The sequence below is a fragment of the Serinicoccus hydrothermalis genome (assembly GCF_001685415.1).
Taxonomy (GTDB): Bacteria; Actinomycetota; Actinomycetes; order Actinomycetales; family Dermatophilaceae; genus Ornithinicoccus; species Ornithinicoccus hydrothermalis.
In genome coordinates this window covers 304,362-326,148 of the sequence record NZ_CP014989.1, presented here as the reverse complement: position 1 = coordinate 326,148, position 21,787 = coordinate 304,362, and the positions used below count along the sequence as shown (strand labels likewise).

The 21,787-nt window shown below is 72.0% G+C and carries 23 protein-coding genes; 6 read left to right on the top strand and 17 right to left on the bottom strand.

Annotated elements, in window-relative coordinates:
- Positions 1–20: 20 nt before the first annotated feature.
- Positions 21–1,277, top strand: coding sequence for a glucose-1-phosphate adenylyltransferase (glgC, locus tag SGUI_RS01450; protein ID WP_083190415.1), 1,257 nt, complete (start codon positions 21–23; stop codon positions 1,275–1,277).
- A 111-nt stretch (positions 1,278–1,388) separates the two neighbouring features.
- Here the strand turns inward: glgC and fabI are convergent, their stop codons facing one another.
- Together fabI and fabG are read right to left on the bottom strand one after the other, a co-directional pair.
- Positions 1,389–2,144: an enoyl-ACP reductase FabI gene (gene fabI, locus SGUI_RS01445; protein ID WP_066635354.1), complete on the bottom strand. Its 756-nt coding sequence runs from the start codon at positions 2,142–2,144 to the stop codon at positions 1,389–1,391.
- A gap of 54 nt (positions 2,145–2,198) precedes the next feature.
- Entirely contained in the window at positions 2,199–2,936 is a 738-nt protein-coding gene (gene fabG / locus SGUI_RS01440; protein ID WP_191090932.1) for a beta-ketoacyl-ACP reductase, read from the bottom strand.
- A gap of 28 nt (positions 2,937–2,964) precedes the next feature.
- Between fabG and SGUI_RS01435 the strand changes: the two genes are divergently transcribed.
- The 3 genes from SGUI_RS01435 to SGUI_RS01425 are packed head-to-tail and all read left to right on the top strand — an operon-like array spanning position 2,965 to position 4,398.
- The gene (locus SGUI_RS01435; RefSeq protein ID WP_066635345.1) at positions 2,965–3,372 is read left to right on the top strand and encodes a DUF3099 domain-containing protein; all 408 of its coding nucleotides are present in this window, start codon (positions 2,965–2,967) and stop codon (positions 3,370–3,372) included.
- Positions 3,369–3,593, top strand: a complete 225-nt coding sequence (locus SGUI_RS01430) for a hypothetical protein (RefSeq protein ID WP_066635342.1) — start codon at positions 3,369–3,371, stop codon at positions 3,591–3,593. The genes SGUI_RS01435 and SGUI_RS01430 overlap by 4 nt, the downstream gene beginning before the upstream one ends.
- A gap of 1 nt (position 3,594) precedes the next feature.
- Positions 3,595–4,398 carry an SURF1 family cytochrome oxidase biogenesis protein gene (locus SGUI_RS01425; RefSeq protein ID WP_066635339.1) on the top strand — a complete coding sequence of 268 codons (804 nt, stop codon included), beginning with the start codon at positions 3,595–3,597 and terminating at the stop codon, positions 4,396–4,398.
- A 7-nt stretch (positions 4,399–4,405) separates the two neighbouring features.
- On the opposite strand, the gene SGUI_RS01420 is transcribed toward SGUI_RS01425, so the two are convergent.
- Both SGUI_RS01420 and SGUI_RS01415 read right to left on the bottom strand, forming a co-directional pair.
- A complete protein-coding gene (locus tag SGUI_RS01420) occupies positions 4,406–6,265 on the bottom strand; it encodes an ABC transporter ATP-binding protein (RefSeq protein WP_066635336.1) in 1,860 nt (619 codons plus the stop codon).
- A 21-nt stretch (positions 6,266–6,286) separates the two neighbouring features.
- Positions 6,287–7,885: an ABC-F family ATP-binding cassette domain-containing protein gene (locus SGUI_RS01415; RefSeq protein WP_066635333.1), complete on the bottom strand. Its 1,599-nt coding sequence runs from the start codon at positions 7,883–7,885 to the stop codon at positions 6,287–6,289.
- Positions 7,886–8,050: 165 nt separating this feature from the next.
- On the opposite strand from SGUI_RS01415, the gene ypfJ reads away from it, so the two are divergent.
- Both ypfJ and SGUI_RS01405 read left to right on the top strand, forming a co-directional pair.
- The gene (ypfJ, locus tag SGUI_RS01410) at positions 8,051–8,938 is read left to right on the top strand and encodes a KPN_02809 family neutral zinc metallopeptidase (protein WP_066635330.1); all 888 of its coding nucleotides are present in this window, start codon (positions 8,051–8,053) and stop codon (positions 8,936–8,938) included.
- A gap of 149 nt (positions 8,939–9,087) precedes the next feature.
- Entirely contained in the window at positions 9,088–10,431 is a 1,344-nt protein-coding gene (locus SGUI_RS01405) for a dicarboxylate/amino acid:cation symporter (protein ID WP_066635327.1), read from the top strand.
- A 75-nt stretch (positions 10,432–10,506) separates the two neighbouring features.
- On the opposite strand, the gene SGUI_RS01400 is transcribed toward SGUI_RS01405, so the two are convergent.
- The 13 genes from SGUI_RS01400 to SGUI_RS01340 form a co-directional block, all read right to left on the bottom strand.
- The gene (locus SGUI_RS01400; protein WP_066635324.1) at positions 10,507–11,265 is read right to left on the bottom strand and encodes an acVLRF1 family peptidyl-tRNA hydrolase; all 759 of its coding nucleotides are present in this window, start codon (positions 11,263–11,265) and stop codon (positions 10,507–10,509) included.
- Between the two features lie 13 nt (positions 11,266–11,278).
- Positions 11,279–11,602: a metal-sulfur cluster assembly factor gene (locus SGUI_RS01395; protein WP_022924030.1), complete on the bottom strand. Its 324-nt coding sequence runs from the start codon at positions 11,600–11,602 to the stop codon at positions 11,279–11,281.
- A gap of 25 nt (positions 11,603–11,627) precedes the next feature.
- On the bottom strand, positions 11,628–12,122 hold the full coding sequence (gene sufU, locus SGUI_RS01390) for a Fe-S cluster assembly sulfur transfer protein SufU (RefSeq protein ID WP_066635320.1): 495 nt from the start codon (positions 12,120–12,122) through the stop codon (positions 11,628–11,630).
- Positions 12,123–12,138: 16 nt separating this feature from the next.
- Complete coding sequence (locus SGUI_RS01385) at positions 12,139–13,473, bottom strand: SufS family cysteine desulfurase (protein WP_066635318.1); 1,335 nt, start codon at positions 13,471–13,473, stop codon at positions 12,139–12,141.
- Between the two features lie 20 nt (positions 13,474–13,493).
- Positions 13,494–14,255 (bottom strand): Fe-S cluster assembly ATPase SufC, encoded by a 762-nt coding sequence (sufC, locus tag SGUI_RS01380; protein ID WP_066635316.1) that lies wholly within the window; start codon positions 14,253–14,255, stop codon positions 13,494–13,496.
- A gap of 41 nt (positions 14,256–14,296) precedes the next feature.
- Positions 14,297–14,623 carry a Rieske (2Fe-2S) protein gene (locus tag SGUI_RS01375; RefSeq protein WP_083190413.1) on the bottom strand — a complete coding sequence of 109 codons (327 nt, stop codon included), beginning with the start codon at positions 14,621–14,623 and terminating at the stop codon, positions 14,297–14,299.
- Entirely contained in the window at positions 14,620–15,843 is a 1,224-nt protein-coding gene (gene sufD, locus SGUI_RS01370) for a Fe-S cluster assembly protein SufD (RefSeq protein ID WP_066635309.1), read from the bottom strand. Before sufD ends, SGUI_RS01375 begins: the two co-directional genes overlap by 4 nt.
- Positions 15,843–17,264 (bottom strand): Fe-S cluster assembly protein SufB, encoded by a 1,422-nt coding sequence (sufB, locus tag SGUI_RS01365; RefSeq protein WP_066635306.1) that lies wholly within the window; start codon positions 17,262–17,264, stop codon positions 15,843–15,845. The genes sufD and sufB overlap by 1 nt, the downstream gene beginning before the upstream one ends.
- A gap of 51 nt (positions 17,265–17,315) precedes the next feature.
- Positions 17,316–18,119: a helix-turn-helix transcriptional regulator gene (locus SGUI_RS01360; protein WP_066635302.1), complete on the bottom strand. Its 804-nt coding sequence runs from the start codon at positions 18,117–18,119 to the stop codon at positions 17,316–17,318.
- Between the two features lie 99 nt (positions 18,120–18,218).
- Entirely contained in the window at positions 18,219–18,989 is a 771-nt protein-coding gene (locus SGUI_RS01355) for an ABC transporter permease (protein WP_066635299.1), read from the bottom strand.
- Positions 18,986–19,717 carry an ABC transporter ATP-binding protein gene (locus SGUI_RS01350; RefSeq protein WP_066635296.1) on the bottom strand — a complete coding sequence of 244 codons (732 nt, stop codon included), beginning with the start codon at positions 19,715–19,717 and terminating at the stop codon, positions 18,986–18,988. Before SGUI_RS01350 ends, SGUI_RS01355 begins: the two co-directional genes overlap by 4 nt.
- Entirely contained in the window at positions 19,714–20,697 is a 984-nt protein-coding gene (locus SGUI_RS01345) for a COX15/CtaA family protein (RefSeq protein ID WP_237141423.1), read from the bottom strand. Before SGUI_RS01345 ends, SGUI_RS01350 begins: the two co-directional genes overlap by 4 nt.
- Positions 20,698–20,717: 20 nt before the next feature.
- Complete coding sequence (locus tag SGUI_RS01340; RefSeq protein ID WP_083190412.1) at positions 20,718–21,686, bottom strand: heme o synthase; 969 nt, start codon at positions 21,684–21,686, stop codon at positions 20,718–20,720.
- Positions 21,687–21,787: the final 101 nt, after the last annotated feature.

Here is a 21,787-nt window from a genome sequence, read left to right as displayed (position 1 = left end):
GTTGCGTCTAGGTTGGTGCCATGGCTGCGCAACGAGGCACACGGCGGAAGGTTCTCGCGATCGTCTTGGCCGGCGGGGAGGGCAAACGGCTCATGCCGCTCACGGCGGACCGGGCCAAGCCCGCGGTCCCGTTCGGGGGGATCTACCGGCTCATCGACTTCGCCCTCTCCAACATCGTCAACTCCGGCTACCTCAAGGTCGTCGTGCTGACGCAGTACAAGTCCCACAGCCTGGACGCCCACGTCACCAAGACCTGGCGCATGTCCACCCTGCTGGGCAACTACGTGGCGCCCGTGCCCGCGCAGCAGCGGCTGGGCAAGAGCTGGTTCTCCGGATCCGCCGACGCGATCCACCAGAGCCTCAACCTCATCCACGACGAGCGCCCGGACATCGTCGTCGTGGTCGGGGCGGACCACGTCTACCGCATGGACTTCGCCCAGATGGTCGAGCAGCACGTCGAGACCGGCGCCGCTTGCACGGTGGCCGCGATCCGGCAGCCGATCAGCCTGGCCGACCAGTTCGGCGTCATCGACGTCAAGCAGGACGACCCGCGGCAGATCCGGGAGTTCCTGGAGAAGCCGACCGACCCGCGCGGCCTGCCGGACTCGCCGGAGGAGGTGCTGGCCTCCATGGGCAACTACGTCTTCACCGCCGACGCGCTGGAGGAGGCGGTCCGGGCGGACGCGGCCAAGGAGGACTCCAAGCACGACATGGGCGGCGACATCGTGCCGGCCTTCGTCGAGCAGGGGGACGGCTGGGTCTACGACTTCAAGGACAACGAGATCGCCGGCGCCACCGACCGGGACCGCGGCTACTGGCGCGACGTCGGGACCATCGACTCCTACTACGACGCGCATATGGACCTCGTGTCGGTCCACCCCGTCTTCAACCTCTACAACGACGCGTGGCCGATCTACACCAACTACGGGCCGCAGCCGCCGGCCAAGTTCGTCCACGGCTCGGGCGACCGCGTCGGGCACGCGGTGAACTCCGCCGTCTCCCCCGGGTGCGTGATCTCCGGCTCCACGATCACCGACTCGGTCCTCTCCCCCGGGGTCATGGCGCACAGCTTCAGCCACGTCACCGGCTCGGTGCTCATGGACAAGGTCGGGATCGGCCGGTCCTGCCAGATCCACCGGGCGATCATCGACAAGGGCGTCCAGGTGCCCCCCGGCGTCCACATCGGCGTGGACCACGACCACGACCGGGAGCGGGGCTTCACCGTCACCGACTCCGGGCTCGTCGTCGTCGGCAAGGGGACGGTCATCGAGCCCTAGCGGCTCGGGGCATACCGCCCTTCGAACCCCGCCGGCGCCCTCAGCCTCGAGTTCGACCTCTGGTTCCGTCGCCATGGCGACGGAACCAGAGGTCGAATTCGGGGTATGCGCTCAGAAGCCGGTGGCGTGGAAGCCGCCGTCGACGTGCACGATCTCGCCGGTGGTGGCGGGGAACCAGTCGGACAGCAGCGCGACGCAGGCCTGGGCGGCCGGCACCGGGTCCTTGATGTCCCAGCCCAGCGGAGCGTGATCGCTCCACTGCGCGAACTGGCCGAACTCGGGGATCGACTTCGCCGCGGTCGTCGAGATGGGGCCCGCGGAGACGAGGTTGGAGCGGATGCCCTTCGGTCCGAGGTCGCGGGCGAGGTAACGGCTCGTCGCCTCGAAGGCGGCCTTGGAGACCCCCATCCAGTCGTAGACCGGCCAGGCGTACTGCGCGTCGAAGGTGAGGCCGACGACGCTGCCGCCGGCGCTCATCCGGGGCAGCGCGGCCACGGCGAGGGCCTTGAGCGAGTAGGCGCTGACCTGCATCGCGGTCGCCACGTCCTCCCACGCCGCGCCGAGGAAGTCGAAGGCCCCCTGCGGGGCGAAACCGATCGAGTGCAGCACCCCGTCGAGGTGGTCCACGTGCTCCCCGACGCGCTCGGCCAGGGTCTCCAGGTGCCCGGTGTCCTGCACGTCGAGCTCGATGACCGGCGCCGGCGCAGGCAGTCGCCGGGAGATCGCCTGGGTGATCCGCATGGTCCGCCCGAAGGAGGTCAGCACCACCTCGGCGCCCTGCTCCTGGGCCAGCCTGGCCACGTGGAAGGCGATGGAGGAGTCCATGAGGACACCGGTGATCAGGAGCTTCTTTCCCTCGAGGAGCATGCAGGGAACTCTAGTCCGTCGTGCTGCCGCGGCGGCCGCGACGCGCGAGGGGGCTCAGTGCCCCATCCCCAGGCCGCCGTCGACCGGGATGACGGCACCGCTGATGTATGCCGCGTCCGGCCCGGCGAGGAAGCGCACCACACCGGCCACCTCCTGCGGCGTGGCGAAGCGGCCCGAGGGGATGCCCGCGAGGTAGCTCTTGCGCCGGTCCTCCGGCAGCTGCTCGGTCATCTCCGTCTCGATGAAGCCCGGCGCGACGACGTTGGCGGTGATGCCGCGGCCGCCCAGCTCGCGGGTGATGGAGCGGGCCAGACCGACCAGGGCCGACTTGGAGGCCGCGTAGTTGGTCTGCCCGGGCGAGCCGTAGAGGCCGACCACCGAGGAGACGAGGATGATCCGGCCGGCACGCGCCTTGATCATGCTCTTCGAGGCACGCCGCGCGCACCGGAAGGCACCGGCGAGGTTGGTGTCGACCACCGCGTCGAAGTCCTCGTCGCTCATCCGCATGAGCAGGCCGTCCTTGGTGATGCCGGCGTTGGCGACCAGCACGTCGACCGGACGGCCGAGCAGCTCCTCGGCGCGGGTGAAGGCCTCGTCGACGCTCGCGGAGTCGGTGACGTCGCACTGCACACCCCGCAGCCCCTCGGGCGGCTCGCCGCTGCGGTGCGTGATGACGACGTCGTCGCCGGCCTCGGCGAAGGCCCGCGCGATGGCCAGTCCGATGCCGCGGTTGCCGCCGGTCACCAGCACGGCGGAGGGGGTGGTCGCGGGGGTGTCGCTGGGATTCGTCACGGGGCCACCGTAGCCGTATCGTGGAGAGGTGCCCAGCACCACGACCCGCAACGGCAAGGCGCGGCGTCCCGCCCAGGCGGTGACCGCCGCGCGTCCCTCGGTGGAGGAGGACCGGCGGCGGCGCATGTGGCAGTACCTCCTCGCCATGGGGGTGCGCACCGCCTCCTTCCCGCTGGCCGTGTGGGCCTTCACCACCGAGCGGTATGCCCTCGCCTGGATCGCGGTCGCCTTCGCCGCGGTCATCCCCGCCTTCGCCGTCATGCTGGCCAACGCGGTCGACCAGCGCCGCGGCCCCGCAGCCGCACCCCGCTCCCCCACCCGCGGCCTCGAGGCCGCCCCCGGACGCTCCTCCTCGAGCGAGCCCCGGTCCTCGGAGACCCTCACGGGCACCGTGGTGAGCAGCAGGCATACCCGCAGCGACACCGACGCACCGTGACCGCGCCGGTCCCCGGCGACCTCGTCTGCAGTGCGAAGGCGTGTCGTCGTCCCGCCGAGCACGCCGTGGTCTGGCGCAACCCGAAGCTGCACACGGAGGGCCGGCGCAAGGTCTGGCTCGCGTGCGAGGACCACCGCGAGCACCTGCGCGACTTCGTGCAGCTGCGCGGCTTCCTGCTGGAGGTCGTCGGCGTGGACGAGCTGACCGAGGCGGACGGCTGAGGTGTGGCACGTCCTGCGCCGACCGCGCTGGCTCGGCTACCTCGCGCTGGCCGTGCTCTTCGGCGTCGTCACGGCGGGCCTGGGCAGCTGGCAGTGGCACCGGCACGAGACCAAGGTGGAGCGGCGCGCCGTCGTGGAGGCCAACTACGGCGGTGACGCGGTGCCGCTCGACGAGGCGCTCCCGGTGCAGGAGTCGCTGCGACCCGACCAGCGCTGGACCCGGGTGACCGCGACGGGGACCTACGACATCCCCGAGCAGCACCTCGTGCGGAACCGTCCGCACGAGGGGGTCTACGGCTACGAGGTGCTCCTGCCGCTCCGCCTGGACGACGGCACGGTGCTCGCCGTGGACCGGGGCTGGGTCCCCAACGCCCGCACCGCCGCCGACCTGCCCGAGGTGCCCGAGGCACCGAGCGGCGAGGTCACCGTGACCGGGTGGCTCCTCCCCTCCGAGCCCGACCTGGGCCTGGACCCGGTCGAGGGGCAGCTGGGCTCGGTGACCCTCGAGGGGCTGGCCCGGGCCACGGGACTCCAGCCGCGCGGCGCCTACCTCGTGCTGGAGTCCGAGGACCCGCCGGCAGCATCGCGCCCGGCGCAGCTGGAGGCGCCGGACACCGGCCTCGGCTCCCACCTCGCGTATGCCCTGCAGTGGTGGTTGACCATCCCGGTCGGGGTGATCCTCGTGCTCGTCATGGCACGGCGGGAGGCGCAGGACGAGGGGCTCGTGCTCGCGGCGCCGGCAGGCCGGCCCGACCGGCCGCCGCGGCAGAAGAAGGTGCGGATCTGGGACGAGGAGGACGCCTGACCCGCACTCAGCGGCGGAACTGCGTGCGGTGGAGGGCGGCATACAGACCGCCGTCGGCGAGCAGCTGCTCGTGCGTGCCGCGCTGGACCACCCGGCCCTCCTCCAGCACGAGGATGAGGTCGGCGTCGCGGACCGTGGAGAGTCGGTGCGCCACGACGACCGAGGTCCGGCCCTGCAGCGCCTCGTCCAGCGCCCGCTGGACGGCCGCCTCGGACTCGCTGTCGAGGTGGGCGGTGGCCTCGTCGAGGACGACGACGGAGGGGGACTTCAGCAGCAGCCGGGCGATGGCCAGGCGCTGCTTCTCCCCGCCGGAGAGCCGGTGCCCGCGGTCGCCCACCACGGTGCCCAGGCCGTCCGGCAGCCGGCGCACGAGCTCGGCGATGCGGGCGCCCTCCAGGGCGTGCCAGATCTGGGTCTCGGTGGCCTCCGGGCGGGCGTAGAGCAGGTTGGCGCGCACCGTGTCGTTGAACATGTGCGCCTCCTGCGTGACCACGCCGACGGTGTCGCGCAGCGAGTCGAAGGAGACGTCGCGCAGGTCCTTGCCGCCGATGCGCACCGTGCCCGCGCTGGGGTCGTAGAGACGGGTCACCAGGGTGGTGAGGGTCGTCTTGCCGGCGCCGGAGGGACCGACGAGCGCCACCATGGACCCCGGTGGGATGTCGACGTCGACCCCGCGCAGCACGGAGTGGCCGTCGGTCCGCTCGGCCTCGGGCCGCTGCTCCAGCGAGGCGATCGAGACCTCGTCCGCCTCCGGGTAGGAGAAGGCGACACCGGACAGCTCGAGGCCCACCGGGCCGGCGGGGATCCGGTCGGGGTCGTCGGCCTCGCGGACCAGGGGACGCAGGTCCAGCACCTCGAAGATCCGCTCGAAGCTCACCAGGGCGGTCATGATGTCCACCCGCACGTTCGAGAGCGAGGTGAGTGGGGCATACATCCGGGTGAGCAGCGTGGACATGGCGACGAGCGTGCCGGTCGTCAGCGTGCCCCCGATGACCATGAGGCCGCCGAGACCGTAGACGAGGGCCGTCGCCAGCGCGGCGACGAGCCCAAGGGCGGCGGTGAAGAAGACCCGGTTGACCGAGATCGAGACCCCGGCGTCGCGGACCCCGGCGGCGCGCTCGGCATACTCCTCGTCCTCGGTCCGGGGGCGCCCGAAGAGGCGCACCAGCAGCGCGCCACCGACGTTGAAGCGCTCGGTCATCCGCGCCTGCATGTCGGCGTTGAGCGTCATCTGCTGCCGGGTGAGCGCGGACAGGCGGGCACCCATGAAGCGCGCCGGGAGGATGAAGATGGGGACCAGCAGCAGCGCGAGCAGGGTGATCTGCCAGCTCATGGAGAAGAGCGCCACGAGGATGAGCACGAGCTGGACCAGGCTGGAGACGAAGCCGGACAGGATCGAGGTGAAGGCCGTCTGCGCCCCGATGACGTCGTTGTTGAGCCGGGAGACCAGCGCGCCGGTCTGGGCTCGGGTGAAAAAGGCGATCGGCTGCCGGAGCACGTGGCTGAAGACCTCGCGGCGCAGGTTGTAGATGAGCCCCTCGCCGATGCGGGAGCCGAACCAGCGGATGACGACCGTGACGACCGCCTCGAGCACCGCCAGCCCGGCGACCAGCAGCGACAGCCGGACGACGACGCCGCGGTCCCCCACGTCGACGCCCTGGTCGATGATGCGTCCCAGGAGCAGGGGGACAGCGGTGACCAGGCCACCGGCGAGGACCGTGAGCAGCAGGTAGACCACGATCCGTCCCAGGAAGGGGCGGCCGTAGCCCGCGACCCGGTGTGCCGTCTCCCGGCCGATCTTGTGGTTCTTGACGGACTGGTCCTTGGCGAAGCTCCGGAAGGTGCCTCCGCGCAGACCGACGGTCATCCTTGCTCTCCTGCCCCGCCCTCAGGCCAGGGCGATGAGTTCTTCGTAGTCGCGCCCCCAGAGGTCCTCGACCCCGTCCGGGAGCAGCAGGACGCGCTCCGGCTCGAGCGCCTGCACCGCCCCCTCGTCGTGGCTGACGAGGACCACGGCGCCCTCGTAGGAACGCAGCGCGGCCAGCACCTCTTCCCGCGAGGCGGGGTCGAGGTTGTTGGTGGGCTCGTCCAGCAGCAGCACGTTGGCGGCCGAGACGACGAGGATGGCCAGCGCGAGCCGGGTCTTCTCTCCGCCGGAGAGCACCCCGGCGGGCTTGTCCACGTCGTCGCCGGAGAAGAGGAAGGAGCCGAGGACCTTGCGGGTCTCGGTCTCGTCCAGGTCGGGGGCCGCGGACTTCATGTTCTCCAGCACCGTGCGCCGCACGTCGAGCGTCTCGTGCTCCTGGGCGTAGTAGCCGAGCTTGAGCCCGTGGCCGGGCTCGACCGCGCCGGTGTCCGGGTCGTCGATCCCGGCGAGGAGCCGGAGCAGCGTGGTCTTGCCCGCGCCGTTGAGCCCGAGCACGACGACCTTGGAGCCGCGGTCCACGGCGAGGTCGACGTCGGTGAAGATCTCCAGGCTGCCGTAGGAGCGGGACAGGCTCTGCGCGGTGAGCGGGGTGCGGCCGCAGGGGGCCGGGGTCGGGAAGCGCAGCTTGGCCACCCGGTCGCTCTGCCGCTCCCCCTCGAGCCCCGCCATCATCCGCTCGGCGCGCCGGGCCATGTTCTGCGCCGCCACCGCCTTGGTCGCCTTGGCCCGCATCTTGTCCGCCTGCGCGAGCAGGGCCGTCGCCTTCTTCTCGGTGTTGGCGCGCTCCCGGTGGCGACGGCGCTCGTCGGCCTCGCGCTGCGCGAGGTAGGCCTTCCAGCCCATGTTGTAGACGTCCATGACCTGACGGTTGGCGTCGAGGTAGAACACCTTGTTGACGACGGTCTCGATGAGATCGACGTCGTGCGAGATGACCATGAGGCCGCCGGTGTGCGCCTTGAGGTGCTCGCGCAGCCAGACGACCGAGTCCGCGTCGAGGTGGTTGGTGGGCTCGTCGAGCAGCAGCGTGTCCGCGCCGGAGAAGAGGATGCGCGCCAGCTCGATCCGGCGCCGCTGACCGCCGGAGAGGGTGTGCAGCGGCTGGCCCAGCACCCGGTCCGGCAGCCCCAGGCTGCTGGCGATGGACGCGGCCTCCGACTCCGCGGCATACCCCCCGCGGGAGGTGAACTCGGCCTCGAGCCGGGTATACCGCGCCATCGCCCGGTCCCGCGCCTCGCCCTCGGCGGTGGCCATCGTCTCCTCGGTGGCGCGGAGCCCGCGGATGACCTCGTCGAGGCCGCGCGCCGACAGGATCCGGTCCCGGCCCAGCACCTCGAGGTCACCGGTGCGCGGGTCCTGCGGCAGGTAGCCGATCTCCCCGGTGCTCGTGATGGTGCCCGCGGCCGGCTGCCCCTCGCCGGAGAGCATCCGGGTCAGGGTCGTCTTGCCGGCGCCGTTGCGGCCGACCAGACCCACCCGGTCCCCGGGGCCGACCCGGAAGGTCACGTCCTCCATGAGGAGCCGGGAGCCCACGCGGACCTCGACACCGGCGGCGCTGATCACGGGGGCACTCCTTCACGGGCTGACGGGCAGCACGGCACGCGTGCTGCGGGGATGGGGCGCGGCTCGCCCGACGGGATCTGCTGCACCATCAGGGCCGCGTGACTAGTCTACGCGCTAGGTGCCGGTCGCCCGACCTGCACGCACGTGGACCGAGAGGCAGCGCCGATGACCTTCAGGGAGAACGCCAACATCGGTAGCGGGCGCGCCAGCCGCGGCGGGGGCGGTGGTGGCCGGGGCGGCCTCGCGGTCGGGGGTGGCCTCGGGGCGCTCGTCCTGGCTCTCGTCGTGATGCTCTTCGGCGGCGACCCGGGCCAGGTCCTCGGCGGCGGGCAGGAGCAGGCCCCCCAGGCGGAGAACGTCGACCTCGCCGACTGCCAGACCGGCGCGGACGCCAACAGGTCCGTCGACTGCCGGATGCAGGCGACGATGGTCTCGTTGGAGGACTACTGGACCGCGGTGCTCCCGGATGCCGAGCCCACGAGCGCCATCCTCTTCTCCGGCTCGGTGCAGACCCAGTGCGGCAACGCCACCAGCGACGTCGGGCCGTTCTACTGCCCGCTGGACCGCCGGATCTACCTCGACACGACCTTCTTCAACCAGCTCCAGGGCCAGCTCGGGGCGGACGGCGGCAACTTCAGCCAGATGTATGTCCTCGCGCACGAGTACGGCCACCACATCCAGAACTACACCGGAGCGCTGCAGTACTCCCAGCAGGACCCCCGGGGTCCGGAGTCGGGCGCCGTCCGGGTCGAGCTGCAGGCGGACTGCTTCGCCGGCGCGTGGGCCGGCAACGCCTCGCGGACCCAGGACGAGCAGGGCCAGCTGCTGCTCGAGGAGCTGAGCCGGGAGGACATCGAGTCCGCGCTGTCGGCCGCCTCGGCGGTGGGCGACGACTCGATCCAGGAGCAGATGCAGGGCCAGGTCACGCCGCACACCTGGAGCCACGGCAGCTCCGAGCAGCGGATGGGCTGGTTCATGCGGGGCTACGAGTCCGCCGATCCCAACCAGTGCGACACGCTCAACGTCGCGAGCGTGGACGACTACCAGGGGTGAGCGAGGTCACAGCCGCGGCGCCGGAATAGCGCGGACATAACCTCCTGTTGGGAAAAGGGTCGCCGGCGCGAGGGTATACCTCGGGTCGGCCCCGCCTCCGCCGCACGGTCGCGACGGTCGTCCCATCCCTGCAACGGAAGGTTCCCCTCGTGCTGTCCAGACTTCGCCGGGTCTCCTTCGGCACCCAGGTCATCATCGGCCTGGTGCTCGGAGTCGTCCTCGGCCTCGTCGCCCGCTCGACCGGCGCCAGCGCCGACAACCCCACCTGGCTGTCCGAGACGCTGTCGATCGTCGGCTCCTCCTTCGTCACCCTGCTGCGGACCATCGTGCCGCCGCTGGTCTTCCTCGCGATCGTCTCCTCGATCGCCAACCTGCGCGAGGTCACCAACGCCGCGCGCCTGGCCTGGCAGACGCTGCTGTGGTTCGCCATCACCGCGCTCGTCTCGGTCTCGATCGGTATGGTCGTCGGCTGGCTGGTCGACCCGGCCCGCGGTGCCGGGGTCACCCAGGCCGATGCCGCGGCGCCCTCCAGCACCGGTGGCTGGCTGGACTTCCTCACCGGCCTCATCCCCGCCAACTCCCTCGGCATCTACGCCCGTGAGGGGGACGACGGCGTGAGCCTCAACTTCAACGTCCTGCAGATCCTCGTCCTCGCGATCGCCGTCGGCATCGCCGTGGTCAAGGTGGGCAAGGACGCGGACCCGTTCCTCTCTTTCACCCGCTCGGCTCTGGCCGTGGTCCAGAAGGTGCTGTGGTGGGTCATCCTGCTTGCGCCGGTCGCCACCGTCGGGCTGCTGGGCAACGCGATCGTGTCCTACGGCTGGGAGACCATCGGGTCCCTGGGCCGGTTCACCGTCGCGATCTACCTGGGTCTGCTGCTCGTCGTGGGCGTGCTCTACCCGGTCCTGCTGCGCCTGCACGGGCTGTCGGTCAAGCAGTTCTTCACCGGCGCGTGGCCGGCCATGCAGCTCGGCTTCGTGTCCCGCTCCTCGATCGGCACGCTGCCCGTCACCCAGGCGGTGACCGAGCGCAACCTCGGCGTGCCCCGGGCATACTCCTCCTTCGCGGTGCCGCTGGGCGCCACGACGAAGATGGACGGCTGCGCCGCGGTCTACCCCGCGATCGCCGCGATCTTCGTCGCCGAGTTCTTCGGTATGCAGCTGGGGGTCACCGACTACCTGCTCATCGCCATGGTGTCGGTGCTCGGCTCGGCGGCCACCGCCGGCGTGACCGGGGCGACCGTCATGCTCACGCTGACCCTGTCCACCCTCGGGCTGCCGCTGGAGGGCGTGGGTCTGCTGCTGGCCGTCGACCCGATCCTCGACATGGGCCGCACCGCCACCAACGTCACCGGCCAGGCGCTCGTGACGACGATCGTGGCCAAGCGTGAGGGCATCCTCGACGAGGAGGCCTACAACGGCGACCGTCGTGGCCTGCCCTGGTCGCAGGAGGAGCGCGAGGACGAGCGCGAGGCGGCCCCCTCCCCCGCCTGACCCCTCCGGCGCCTGACGGCTCCGGCTCCCGCCGGACGTCCGGTCTGGTTCGCCAGACCGGACGTCCGGTGCGTGTCAGGCGTTGTGGACCTCGACCTGCACCGCACGGCCCCGCCGGACGGCGTCGTCGAGCACTGCGCGGCGCGGGTCGGGCAGGTCCCAGAGCTCGCGGCGCGGCAACCCGGACAGGGCGGACCGGACGTCCCCCGGGAGGGCCGGGCCGTCGAGCAGGCCGGACATCACCTCGGCCGCGAGCGACCGGTCGCCACCCAGCACCACACCTCCGAGATCGGCGGCGCAGACCGTGCGGTCGGTCGACGCGAACCGTGCGGCCGGTCGACGCAAACCGTGCGGCCGGTCGGAGGAATCGGGGGGAGACGGGGCGGGCGGGGCGAGTAGGCGGGCGGCGTGGCCGACGACGGCCTCGACGAGGGCGTCGGCCTGGTGACCACGGCGACGGGCGTAGCGCTGCTGGCTCCAGCCGCCGGCCGCGGTGCGCGACTGCACGTGCCGTGTCCCGACCTTGTGCGCGACGAGGTCGCCGTCCGCGGAGACCAGGGCGACGGCATACCCACCTCGACGCACGAGCATCACGAGCAGCGGCGGCGGGGCGGTGAGGGCCGAAAGCCCCACCCCTAGGTCGGCCTCGCGCCAGCCGGTGAGGTGCGCCCAGGAACCGTCAGCGGCGGACAGGTGGAGGGACGACGACGGGGAGGCACCCGCTCGGTCGCTGCGTGCGACCGACGTGGTGACCTCCCCGTGCGAGGCGGTGAACCGCGCGACCCACCCGTCGAGGCGCTCGGGGGCGACCTCGACCAGGTGGGCCGGGCTCATGGCTGGTGCGGGGTCAGACGTTGAAGCCGAGGGCGCGCAGCTGCTCGCGGCCGTCCTCGGTGATCTTGTCCGGGCCCCACGGCGGCATCCAGACCCAGTTGATCCGGTGGCTGGCCACCAGACCCTCCAGGCTCTGCGCGACCTGGTCCTCGATGACGTCGGTGAGCGGGCAGGCCGCCGAGGTGAGCGTCATGTCGATGACCGCGTGGCTGGCGGCGTCGACGGTCACGCCGTAGACGAGGCCGAGGTCGACGACGTTGATGCCGAGCTCGGGGTCCACGACGTCGCGCAGGGCCTCTTCGACATCGGCGACGTTGGGCGGGGTGGTGGTCGTCATGATCCCTCCAGGGTAGTCGGTGCGGTCAGGTGGCGGCGCCGTCGCCGCGGTCGCTGGCCGCGGAGATGTCCGCGCCGGCCCGGGCGAGGGCGTCGAGATAGGCGGTCCAGGGCAGCAGCGCGCACTTCACCCTGGCGGGGTACTTCGCGACCCCGGCGAAGGCCACGGCGTCCCCGATCTGCTCGGGGTCGCCCTGGTCCTGCCCCTTGCTCGTGAGCATGGTGTGCAGGTGGCGGTAGGTCGTGAGCGTCTCCTCGACCGGGCGCCCCAGCGACTCCTCGGCGAGCACCGAGGCGGAGGCCACCGAGATGGAGCAGCCGAGTGCGTCGTAGGACACGTCGCGCAGCAGCAGCCGCCCGTCGTCCGCTCCCCCGGTCACCGTCTCGAGGTGCACCCGCAGGCTGATCTCGTCGCCGCAGGTCGGGTTGACATGGTTGACCTCGACGTCGAAGGGCTCGCGCAGCCCGGCGTGCTGCGGGCGCTTGGCGTGGTCGAGGATGAGCTCGCCGTACAGGTCCATCAGCGCGTCGTCTCCTTCACCCGGTCATCCCGAAGATCTCCGGCACCCGGTCGAGCGCCTCGGCGAAGGCGTCGACCTCCTCCAGGGTGGTGTAGATGCCGAAGCTCGCGCGGGTCGAGGCGGGCACCCGCAGGCGTCGGTGCAGGGGCCACGCGCAGTGGTGGCCGGTCCGCACGGCGACGCCCGAGTCGTCGAGCACCTGCCCCACGTCGTGCGGGTGCACGCCGTCGACGACGAAGGCGACCGCGCCGACCCTGCGGGAGGTGCGCTCGGGGCCGAGCACGCGCACCCAGGGCCGGTCCGCGAGCACGTCGAGGGTATGCCCCATGAGCTGCTGGTCGTGGGCGTGGACCCGGTCCAGGCCCGTCTCGGTGAGGTAGTCCAGGCCGGCGGCGAGACCGACCGCCTGGGCGGCCATGGGGACCCCGGCCTCGAACCTCGCCGGTGGCGCCGCATACGTGGAGCCCTCCATCCGGACGACCTCGATCATCGAGCCGCCGGTGAGGAAGGGTGGCATGGCCTCGAGCAGGCCGCGCCGCGCCCAGAGCACGCCCACGCCGCTCGGGCCAAGCGTCTTGTGGCCGGTGAAGACCAGGGCGTCGATGCCGGACCCCTCGGCGGTGAGGTCGGTGATGTCCAGGTGCGGCGCCGACTGGCAGGCGTCGACGACGACGAGGGCACCCACGGCCCGGGCCGCGGCGACGACCGGCGAGTCGGGACCGAGGTCGTTGAGGGTGCCGAGCACGTTCGAGACGTGCGTCAGGGCCACGACCTTGGTCCGCTCGGTGATGACCTCGAGAGCCTCGACGTCGAGCTCGCCGTCGTCGGTGACCCCGATCCAGCGCAGCGTGGCGCCGGTGCGGCGGCAGACCTCCTGCCAGGGCACGAGGTTGGCGTGGTGCTCCATCTCGGTCACGACGACCTCGTCGCCGGGACCCAGGCGCAGCCGTTGCGCCCACTCCGCGTCCGCGCCGTCCAGCGCGCCGGGGGCGGCGGCGTTGGAGAAGGCGTAGGCGAGCAGGTTGAGACCCTCGGTGCCGTTCTTGGTGAAGACGACCTCACCGGGGTCCGCGCCGAGGAACCGCGCCACGGTCTCGCGCGCCGCCTCGAAGGCGTCGGTCGCCTCCTCGGCGAGCTGGTGGGCGCCCCGGTGCACCGCCGCGTTGTGCGACTCGTAGAAGTCGCGCTCGGCGTCCAGCACCACGCTCGGCTTCTGAGAGGTGGCCCCGCTGTCGAGGTAGACGAGCGGACGGCCGCCGCGCACCGTGCGTCCGAGCAGGGGGAAGTCCGCCCTGATGCGGGCGATCTCCACCTCGCTCGGGGGTGCGGCGGTCGGCCGTCCTGACGTCATACCCGTCGTTCCTCGCTCCCTCAGGCGCCGGCGGCGGTGAGGAAGCGGTCGTAGCCCTCCTCCTCGAGCCGGTCGGCGAGGTCGCGGCCGCCGGACTCGGCGACCCGGCCGTTGACGAAGACGTGCACGTAGTCCGGCTGGATGTAGCGCAGGATCCGGGTGTAGTGCGTGATGAGCATGACGCCGAGACCGGTCTTGTCCTTGACCCGGTTGACGCCCTCCGAGACGACCTTGAGCGCGTCGACGTCCAGACCGGAGTCGGTCTCGTCGAGGATGGCGATCTTGGGCTCGATGAGCTCCATCTGCAGGATCTCGTGGCGCTTCTTCTCACCGCCGGAGAAGCCCTCGTTGACGTTGCGCTCGGCGAAGGAGGGGTCCATGCGCAGCGCCTCCATGGCGCCCTTGACGTCCTTGACCCAGTGGCGCAGCTTGGGGGCCTCGCCGTCGATGGAGGTCTTGGCGGTCCGCAGGAAGTTGGACACGGTCACGCCGGGCACCTCGACCGGGTACTGCATGGCGAGGAAGAGGCCCGCCTGCGCACGCTCGTCGACACCCATGGCCAGGACGTCCTCGCCGTCGAGCAGCACCTCGCCGCCGGTGACGGTGTACTTCGGGTGACCGGCGATGGCGTAGGCCAGCGTCGACTTGCCCGAGCCGTTGGGGCCCATGATGGCGTGCGTCTCGCCGGAGTTGATGGTCAGGTCGACACCGCGCAGGATCTCCTTGGCGGAGTCCTCGGTCTCGACGCTGACCTGCAGGTTCTTGATCTCCAGGGTGGTCATCGTTCTCCTTGTCGAAAGGATGGGGGAAGGGGGTGTGCCGGTCAGCTGCCGGCGAGGGTGACGTGGACGCCGCCCTCGTCGTCGACCTCGAGCTGGTGCACGGCGATCGGGACGGTCGCCGGCAGCTGGACCGGCTCGCCCGTGGTCATGTCGAACTGCGAGCCGTGCAGCCAGCACTCGATGAGGCGGCCCTCGACCTCGCCCTCGGCGAGGCTGACGTTGGCGTGGCTGCAGGTGTCGTCGAAAGCATGGAGGGCTCCCTCGCTGTCGCGCGCTATGGCGACCCGACGGCCCTCGATGTCCGCGACGACCGCACCGGCCGAGGCCGGCAGCTGGTCGACGGAGCACACGCGGACGGTGGTCATCATGCGTCGTCCCGCGCGGGCTGGGCGCCCATGGTCAGGGAGAGCTCCTCCTCGATCGCCTCCATGAGGGTGTCCACGACCTCCGGGACACCGATCTTGGCGATGATGTCCGCGAAGAAGCCACGCACGACGAGACGACGGGCCTGGTCCTCGGTGATGCCGCGGGACATGAGGTAGAACAGCTGCTCGTCGTCGAACCGGCCGGTGGAGCTGGCGTGCCCCGCACCCTCGATGTCGCCGGTCTCGATCTCCAGGTTGGGGACCGAGTCCGCGCGCGCACCGTCGGTGAGCACGAGGTTGCGGTTGAGCTCGTAGGTGTCGATGCCCTCGGCCTCGGCCCGGATGAGCACGTCGCCCACCCAGACGGTCCGCGCCGTCTCGCCCTGCAGCGCGCCCTTGTAGGTCACCTGCGAGGTGCACCGGGGCGCGTTGTGGTCGACGAAGGAGCGGTGCTCGAGGTGCTGGCCGGCGTCGGAGAAGTAGACGCCGAGCAGCGTCGCGTCGCCGCCGGGCCCGGCATACCGGACGTTGGAGTTCATCCGCACGATGCCGCCGCCGATGGAGACCGCGATGTGCTTGTAGGTCGCGTCGCGGCCCACGAGCGCCTCGTGCTGGGCGAGGTGCAGCGCCTCGTCGTCCCAGCGCTGCAGCGAGACCACCGTGAGGTTCGCGCCGTCGCCGACGAGGACCTCGAGGTTGCCGGTGTGGTCCGCCGCGCCGGTGTGGTCGAGGATGACCAGCGCCTTGCTGTGCGCGCCGGCCTCGAGGACGACGTGCGCGTTGCTGCGGCGCCCGGCGCCCTTCCCGGCGATGTCTACCCGGGCGGGCTCGCTCAGCTCGGCCTCTGCGGCGATCTTGACGTGCAGCGCCTCGGCGGTGTTGGCGGAGGCCACGGCCGCGCCGCGGTCCTCGGGGACCAGCACGGTGCCGCGCGGGGCCTGGCCCGGGGCCAGGGTGGAGGTGCTCACGCCCTCCGGCGCCCGGACCGCGAAGTCCGCGGCGGGGTCGCCGTCACGGTCGTCGGTGGCGGCGTCGCTGAAGACACCGCCCAGCCGGTCGACCGGGGTGAAGCGCCACTCCTCCTCGCGCCCGGTGGGGATGCCGAAGGCGTCCACGTCGAAGGACCGGGTGCGCGCGGCACGGGACTGGTCCGGTATGCGGTGGTCCCCGCCGATCTGGCCCTGGGGGTCCTGATGAGTCTTGTCGTCGACAAGAAGAGACATCAGCCGACGGCTCCTTCCATCTGCAGCTCGATGAGGCGGTTGAGCTCGAGGGCGTACTCCATGGGCAGCTCGCGCGCGATCGGCTCGACGAAGCCGCGCACGATCATGGCCATGGCCTCGGTCTCGGACATGCCTCGGGACATGAGGTAGAACATCTGGTCCTCGGACACCTTGGAGACGGTCGCCTCGTGGCCCATCTGGACGTCGTCCTCGCGGACGTCGACGTAGGGGTAGGTGTCGGACCGGGAGATCTGGTCGACGAGGAGCGCGTCGCAGACGACGGAGGACTTGCTGTGGTGCGAGCCCTCGTTGATCTGGACCAGGCCGCGGTAGGACGAGCGTCCGCCACCGCGGGCCACCGACTTCGACACGATGGTCGAGGAGGTGTGCGGCGCGGCGTGCACCATCTTGGAGCCCGCGTCCTGGTGCTGGCCCTCGCCGGCGAAGGCGACGGAGAGGGTCTCGCCCTTGGCGTGCTCGCCGAGCAGGAAGACGGCGGGGTACTTCATCGTCACCTTGGAGCCGATGTTGCCGTCGATCCACTCCATGGTCGCGCCCTCGGCGCAGGTCGCGCGCTTGGTGACCAGGTTGTAGACGTTGTTGGACCAGTTCTGGATCGTGGTGTAGCGCACCTTGGCGTTCTTCTTCACCACGATCTCGACGACCGCGCTGTGCAGGCTGTCGGTCTTGTAGATCGGCGCGGTGCAGCCCTCGACGTAGTGGACCGAGGATCCCTCGTCGGCGATGATCAGCGTGCGCTCGAACTGGCCCATGTTCTCGGTGTTGATCCGGAAGTAGGCCTGCAGCGGGATGTCGACGTGGACACCCTTGGGGACGTAGATGAACGACCCGCCGGACCAGACCGCGGTGTTGAGCGCGGAGAACTTGTTGTCACCGGCCGGGATGACCGAGCCGAAGTACTCGCGGAACAGGTCGCCGTGCTCGCGCAGCGCGGTGTCGGTGTCGAGGAAGAGGACGCCCTTCTCCTCCAGGTCCTCGCGGATCTGGTGGTAGACGACCTCGGACTCGTACTGCGCGGCGACGCCGGCGACGAGACGCTGCTTCTCGGCCTCGGGGATGCCGAGCCGGTCGTAGGTGTTGCGGATGTCCTCGGGCAGATCCTCCCAGCTGGCGGCCTGCTTCTCGGTGGACTTCACGAAGTACTTGATGTTGTCGAAGTCGATCTCCGACAGGTCCGCACCCCAGTGCGGCATCGGCTTCTTGCCGAACAGGCGCAGCGCCTTGAGCCGCTGCTCCAGCATCCAGTCGGGCTCGTGCTTCTTGTCGGAGATGTCGCGGACGACCTCCTCGGAGAGCCCGCGCTTCGCCGAAGCACCGGCGTCGTCGCTGTCTGCCCAGCCGTACTCGTACTTCCCCAGGTCCTTCAGGCCTGGGTTGAGCTCCTCGATGTTGGTGCTCATGTCACGTCCTCTCGTGGGCGGATGTGGGTATGCGTGCTCGTCGGTCGGTGGTCAGGCCTCGCCGCCGCGGACGGCCACGGTGTCGGACCGGGGCTCGCGTCGCAGGACGAAGGGTGGTGCGCTGGCGCGCTCGGCGGCGGTCGGCGGGGCCGACCCCAACGCACCGGTCGGGACGAAGGTGGTGCAGACGTGCTCGCCCCCGGCCAGGGTGGCCAGGCGCTGGACGTGCACGTCCAGGATCCGCGCGATGGCCTTGGTCTCGGCCTCGCAGAACTGCGGGAACTCGACGGCGACCTCCCGGACCGGGCAGTGACCCTGGCACAGCTGCAGCCCGGCGAGCCCGGTGCCCTCGCCCACCGGCCGGGTGGACGCGGCATACCCCTCGGCGGACAGCGCCTTGGCCAGCGCCGCGGTGCGGGCCTGCAGGTCGTCGGTACCGCCGGCGGCGAGCTCCTGCTCGACCGTGGCGCGCAGGCGCTGCTCGAGCTCGGCGATCTGGGCCTCGGCGAAGTTCTCCACCGCGGGCGCGCCGGCCCGCTCGGCGAGGTAGTGCAGGGCGGCGTTGGCGACGCCGTCGTAGCGGGTCCGGAACTGCTCCTGGCCCAGCGTGGTCAGCACGTAGGCACGGGCGGGGCGGCCCCGGCCGCGCGGACCCGGCAGGGGTCCGTCGTGCTCGGCGATGAGGCCGGCGTCCTCGAGCGCGTCGAGGTGGCGTCGGACGGCTGCCGGGGTCAGGCCCAGGTCCTTGGCCAGGACGCTGGCCGTCACCGGCGCCTGCTCCCCCACGGCGCGACGCACGCGGTCCCGGGTGCGGGACTCGTCGTGCACCTCCGCCATCGCGGGGTCCTGCGCCATATTCACCATGTCAGTGTGACCTATTGCGGAAGGCGCTGCCAAGCAAGGCGACCCTCACCGCAGCGGTCCCGGGAGACCGTCCGCGGGGCCGCGCGGCGGTCAGTCCGACCAGCGCAGCAGGCGCCGCGCGAGCAGCCCGCCGAGGACCGCCCAGACCGCGAGGAGCAGCATCGCCCGCAGGTCCCACTCTCCCATGACCAGGGCCGCCCGTAGGGCATCCCCGAGCGCGGCCGTCGGGAGCAGCGAGACGACGGCCTGGCCCGGGAGGGCGGCCGCCGGCAGCACGATCCCGCCGAAGCCCGCGAGCAGCACCCAGACGAGGTTGGCCAGCGCCAGCACCGCCTCGGCCCGCAGGGCGCCGCCGAGGCAGGCGGCGAGCGTCACGAGCGCCAGCACCCCGAGCACCACGGCCACCACGGCCGGGGCCAGGCCGGCGAGGTCCGGAAGCCACCCCAAGGTCAGCCCGACCACCGCGACGACACCCAGCTGCAGGCACAGCACCGCCAGGACCGACAGCGCCTTCGCCAGGAGCAGGCCGCCCCGTCCCAGCGGGGTGGTGCCGAGCAGGCGCAGGACGCCCCACCGGCGCTCGAAGCCCAGCAGGATGGCCTGGCCGGTGAAGGCGGTCGACAGCACGGTGAGGGCGAGGACGCCGGGGGTGAGCACGTCGATGCGCTCCTGCCCGGCCCACGGCCCCACCGCGACGTCGGGCGAGGGCAGGAGGGAGAGCCCGACCAGGGCGAGCACGGGCAGGACGACGGAGACGAGGAGTTGCTCCCCGTGCCGCAGCAGCCCGGCGGCCTCGAAGCGGGCCTGCGCGAGCACCCGCCGCGCCGGTGCGGCCGGGCGCGTGGCCGTCCCGGCCGTCATCGCAGCGCCCCGTCGGTCAGCGCGAAGTAGGCGTCCTCCAGGCCGGACGAGCCGGTGCGGCTGCAGACCTCCTGCACGGTGCCCTCCGCGGCGACGCGGCCCGCCACCACGACGACCACGTGCCCCGCCAGCCGCTCCGCCTCGTCGAAGGAGTGCGTGGTGACGACCACGGCCGCGCCGTCCCGGGCCACCTCCGCCACGAGACGGTGGACCTCCCGGCGGGCGTGCGGGTCCAGGCCCGCCGTGGGCTCGTCAAGGAAGGCGACCTCGGGGCGTCCGACGAGAGCGGCGGCCAGGGCCACCCGCTGCCGCTGACCGCCGGACAGGCGTCGGACCGGGGTGCGGGCGGCGTCGCTCAACCCGAGCGTGCGGGTCAGCGCGACGACGTCCGCCGGGTCCTCCCAGAGCCGGGCCAGGTGCCGCAGCAGGGCCGCGGGGGTCACCGCCTGCGGCAGGCCGCCGTCCTGCAGCATGACCCCCACGCGGGCCCGGTGGTCCGCGTCCGCGCCCCAGGGGTCCTCACCCAGCACCCGCACCGCACCGGAGTCCGCGCGCTGCAGCCCGACGGCGATCTCGACGGCCGTGGTCTTGCCGGCCCCGTTGGGGCCGAGCACGCAGGTGACCTCACCGGTCCGCGCGGTGAGCGACAGCCCGGCCAGGGCCTGCGTCGCCCCGAAGCGTCGGGACACCTCCCGCAGCTCGACCGCGGCCTCCGGCGTACCCGTCACGAGGCCCGGGCCCCCACACGGTCGGTCCCCTGCGCGCTCCGCACGGGGGCGGCGCTCACGGCATACATCTTCTCCACGGTCATCGCGGTGACGGCGCACAGCGTCGCCGCCCCGATGAGGTGCAGCGCAACCGCGGCCACGGGCAGCCCGCTGAAGAACTGGTAGTAGCCGACGGCGCCCTGGGCGCACACGAGCAGCGCGAGCGTCAGCAGCAGCCGCCGGACCGGGGACGGCCAGCCCTGGCGCCCGGCGAGGAAGAGCGACACTCCCAGCGTCGCCACGAGCACGTAGACGGGGGTCGCGTGCGCCCGGGTGACGAGGTAGGCGTCGAAGGTGTGCCGGGCCACCTCGCCGGAGTCTCCGGAGTGGGGTCCGGTGCCGGTGACCAGGGTGCCGAGGTAGACGGCGAGCGCGACGCTGACGCCGAGCACCGCACCGAGCACGCGCATCCCGCGCCGCCCCTGCTGCACCTGCCCGGCGCGCTCGGCCTGGGCGACGTGCGGCAGGCCGGCGCGTCGCGCGCGGTTGACGAGGACGCCGCCGAGCGTGATGAGGGCGGCGGACACGAGGAAGTGCACCCCGACGACCCACGGGTTGAGCCCCGTGATGACGGTGATGCCGCCGAGCACCGCCTGGACGGGTATGCCCAGGGCCATGACGAGCGCGAGGACGAAGAGCCCGCGGTGGGTGCGGCGCGAGCGCCAGACCGCGAGGAAGGTGAGCACCGCCACGGCGACGAGGACGAAGGTGAGCAGCCGGTTGCCGAACTCGATGTAGCCGTGGACGCCCATCTCGGGCGTGTTGGTCCACGACGCGTCCGTGCAGCGGGGCCAGGTAGGGCACCCGAGCCCGCTCCCGGTGAGCCGCACCAGTCCCCCGGTGAGGACGAGCAGCGAGTTGGCGAGGAGCGAGGCCCAGGCCATGGCCCGCACCCAGGCGCCCGGGGTGCGCGGCATCAGCCGGTCGACGAGCGAGGACACGGTCCCCTGCCGGACCGACGTCATCGCAGCGGCAGGTGCAGCAGCGGGTCGACCGCCACACCGAGGAAGAGGAGGGTGAGGTAGCTGATCGAGAAGTGGAAGAGCCGCATGGCGCCCAGCGCCGGCCCGGTGACCCCGGCCCGGGCGCGGGCGAGGAGGCGGTGCGACTCGAGCACGAAGACGGCACCGGCCACGACGGCGACGACGGTGTAGACCCACCCCATGGGGGCCACCGGGACGAGCACCAGGGAGGTGAGCACGGTGACCCACGAGTAGGCGACGACCTGGCGGCCGACGGCGATGTCCTCGGCCACGACGGGCAGCATCGGCACGCCCGCAGCGGCGTAGTCCTCCTTGAACCGCATGGACAGCGGCCAGTAGTGCGGCGGGGTCCAGAAGAAGACCACACCGAAGAGGACCACCGCCGCCCAGGACAGGCTGCCGGTGACGGCGGACCAGCCGATGAGCACGGGCATGCACCCGGCGACCCCGCCCCAGACGATGTTCTGGCTGGTCCGACGCTTGAGCACGAGGGTGTAGAAGACGACGTAGAGCGCGATCGCCCCGAGGGCCAGCGCGGAGGACAGCCAGTTGACGACGAGGCCGAGCCACAGGACCGCGGCCACCCCGAGCACGGCGCCGAAGACCAGCGCGTGCGACGGCGCGATCGCGCCGGTGACCAGGGGACGCGTGGAGGTGCGGTGCATCTGCGCGTCGATGTCGCGGTCCAGGTAGCAGTTGAGGACGTTGGCCGAGGCGGCCGCGAGCGTGCCGCCGACCAGCGTGGCGACGATGAGCCAGACCGGGGGGATGCCCCGCTCGGCCAGGAACATCACGGGGAAGGTCGTGACGAGGAGCAGCTCGATGATCCGCGGCTTGGTCAGCGAGACGTAGTCCCGCAGCACGTCCCGCCACCTGCGTGCCGGGCCGGGACCGGCCCCGGCGTCTCCGCGGTCCCCTCGCGCGGGGCGTGGATCGAGCGTGGTCACGGTGTCCTTCGTGCGGGTCGGGGTGCAGGTCGCTGGGCGCTCGTGGCGCCCCCTTCGCACCCGCCATCCTACCGCTCGTCGGGGAGCGCCGACGCCGGGAG

Excerpts from the sequence above, each read along its gene's own strand:
- SGUI_RS01395 (WP_022924030.1), bottom strand. The coding sequence starts at position 11,602 with ATGACGACCACCACCCCGCCCAACGTCGCCGATGTCGAAGAGGCCCTG.
- SGUI_RS01385 (WP_066635318.1), bottom strand. The coding sequence starts at position 13,473 with ATGACGTCAGGACGGCCGACCGCCGCACCCCCGAGCGAGGTGGAGATC.
- SGUI_RS01355 (WP_066635299.1), bottom strand. The coding sequence starts at position 18,989 with ATGACGGCCGGGACGGCCACGCGCCCGGCCGCACCGGCGCGGCGGGTG.
- SGUI_RS01360 (WP_066635302.1), bottom strand. The coding sequence starts at position 18,119 with ATGGCGCAGGACCCCGCGATGGCGGAGGTGCACGACGAGTCCCGCACC.
- sufU (WP_066635320.1), bottom strand. The coding sequence starts at position 12,122 with ATGGACCTGTACGGCGAGCTCATCCTCGACCACGCCAAGCGCCCGCAG.
- sufD (WP_066635309.1), bottom strand. The coding sequence starts at position 15,843 with ATGTCTCTTCTTGTCGACGACAAGACTCATCAGGACCCCCAGGGCCAG.
- fabI (WP_066635354.1), bottom strand. The coding sequence starts at position 2,144 with ATGCTCCTCGAGGGAAAGAAGCTCCTGATCACCGGTGTCCTCATGGAC.
- ypfJ (WP_066635330.1), top strand. The coding sequence starts at position 8,051 with ATGACCTTCAGGGAGAACGCCAACATCGGTAGCGGGCGCGCCAGCCGC.
- sufB (WP_066635306.1), bottom strand. The coding sequence starts at position 17,264 with ATGAGCACCAACATCGAGGAGCTCAACCCAGGCCTGAAGGACCTGGGG.
- glgC (WP_083190415.1), top strand. The coding sequence starts at position 21 with ATGGCTGCGCAACGAGGCACACGGCGGAAGGTTCTCGCGATCGTCTTG.
- sufC (WP_066635316.1), bottom strand. The coding sequence starts at position 14,255 with ATGACCACCCTGGAGATCAAGAACCTGCAGGTCAGCGTCGAGACCGAG.
- SGUI_RS01375 (WP_083190413.1), bottom strand. The coding sequence starts at position 14,623 with ATGATGACCACCGTCCGCGTGTGCTCCGTCGACCAGCTGCCGGCCTCG.
- SGUI_RS01420 (WP_066635336.1), bottom strand. The coding sequence starts at position 6,265 with ATGACCGTCGGTCTGCGCGGAGGCACCTTCCGGAGCTTCGCCAAGGAC.
- SGUI_RS01400 (WP_066635324.1), bottom strand. The coding sequence starts at position 11,265 with ATGAGCCCGGCCCACCTGGTCGAGGTCGCCCCCGAGCGCCTCGACGGG.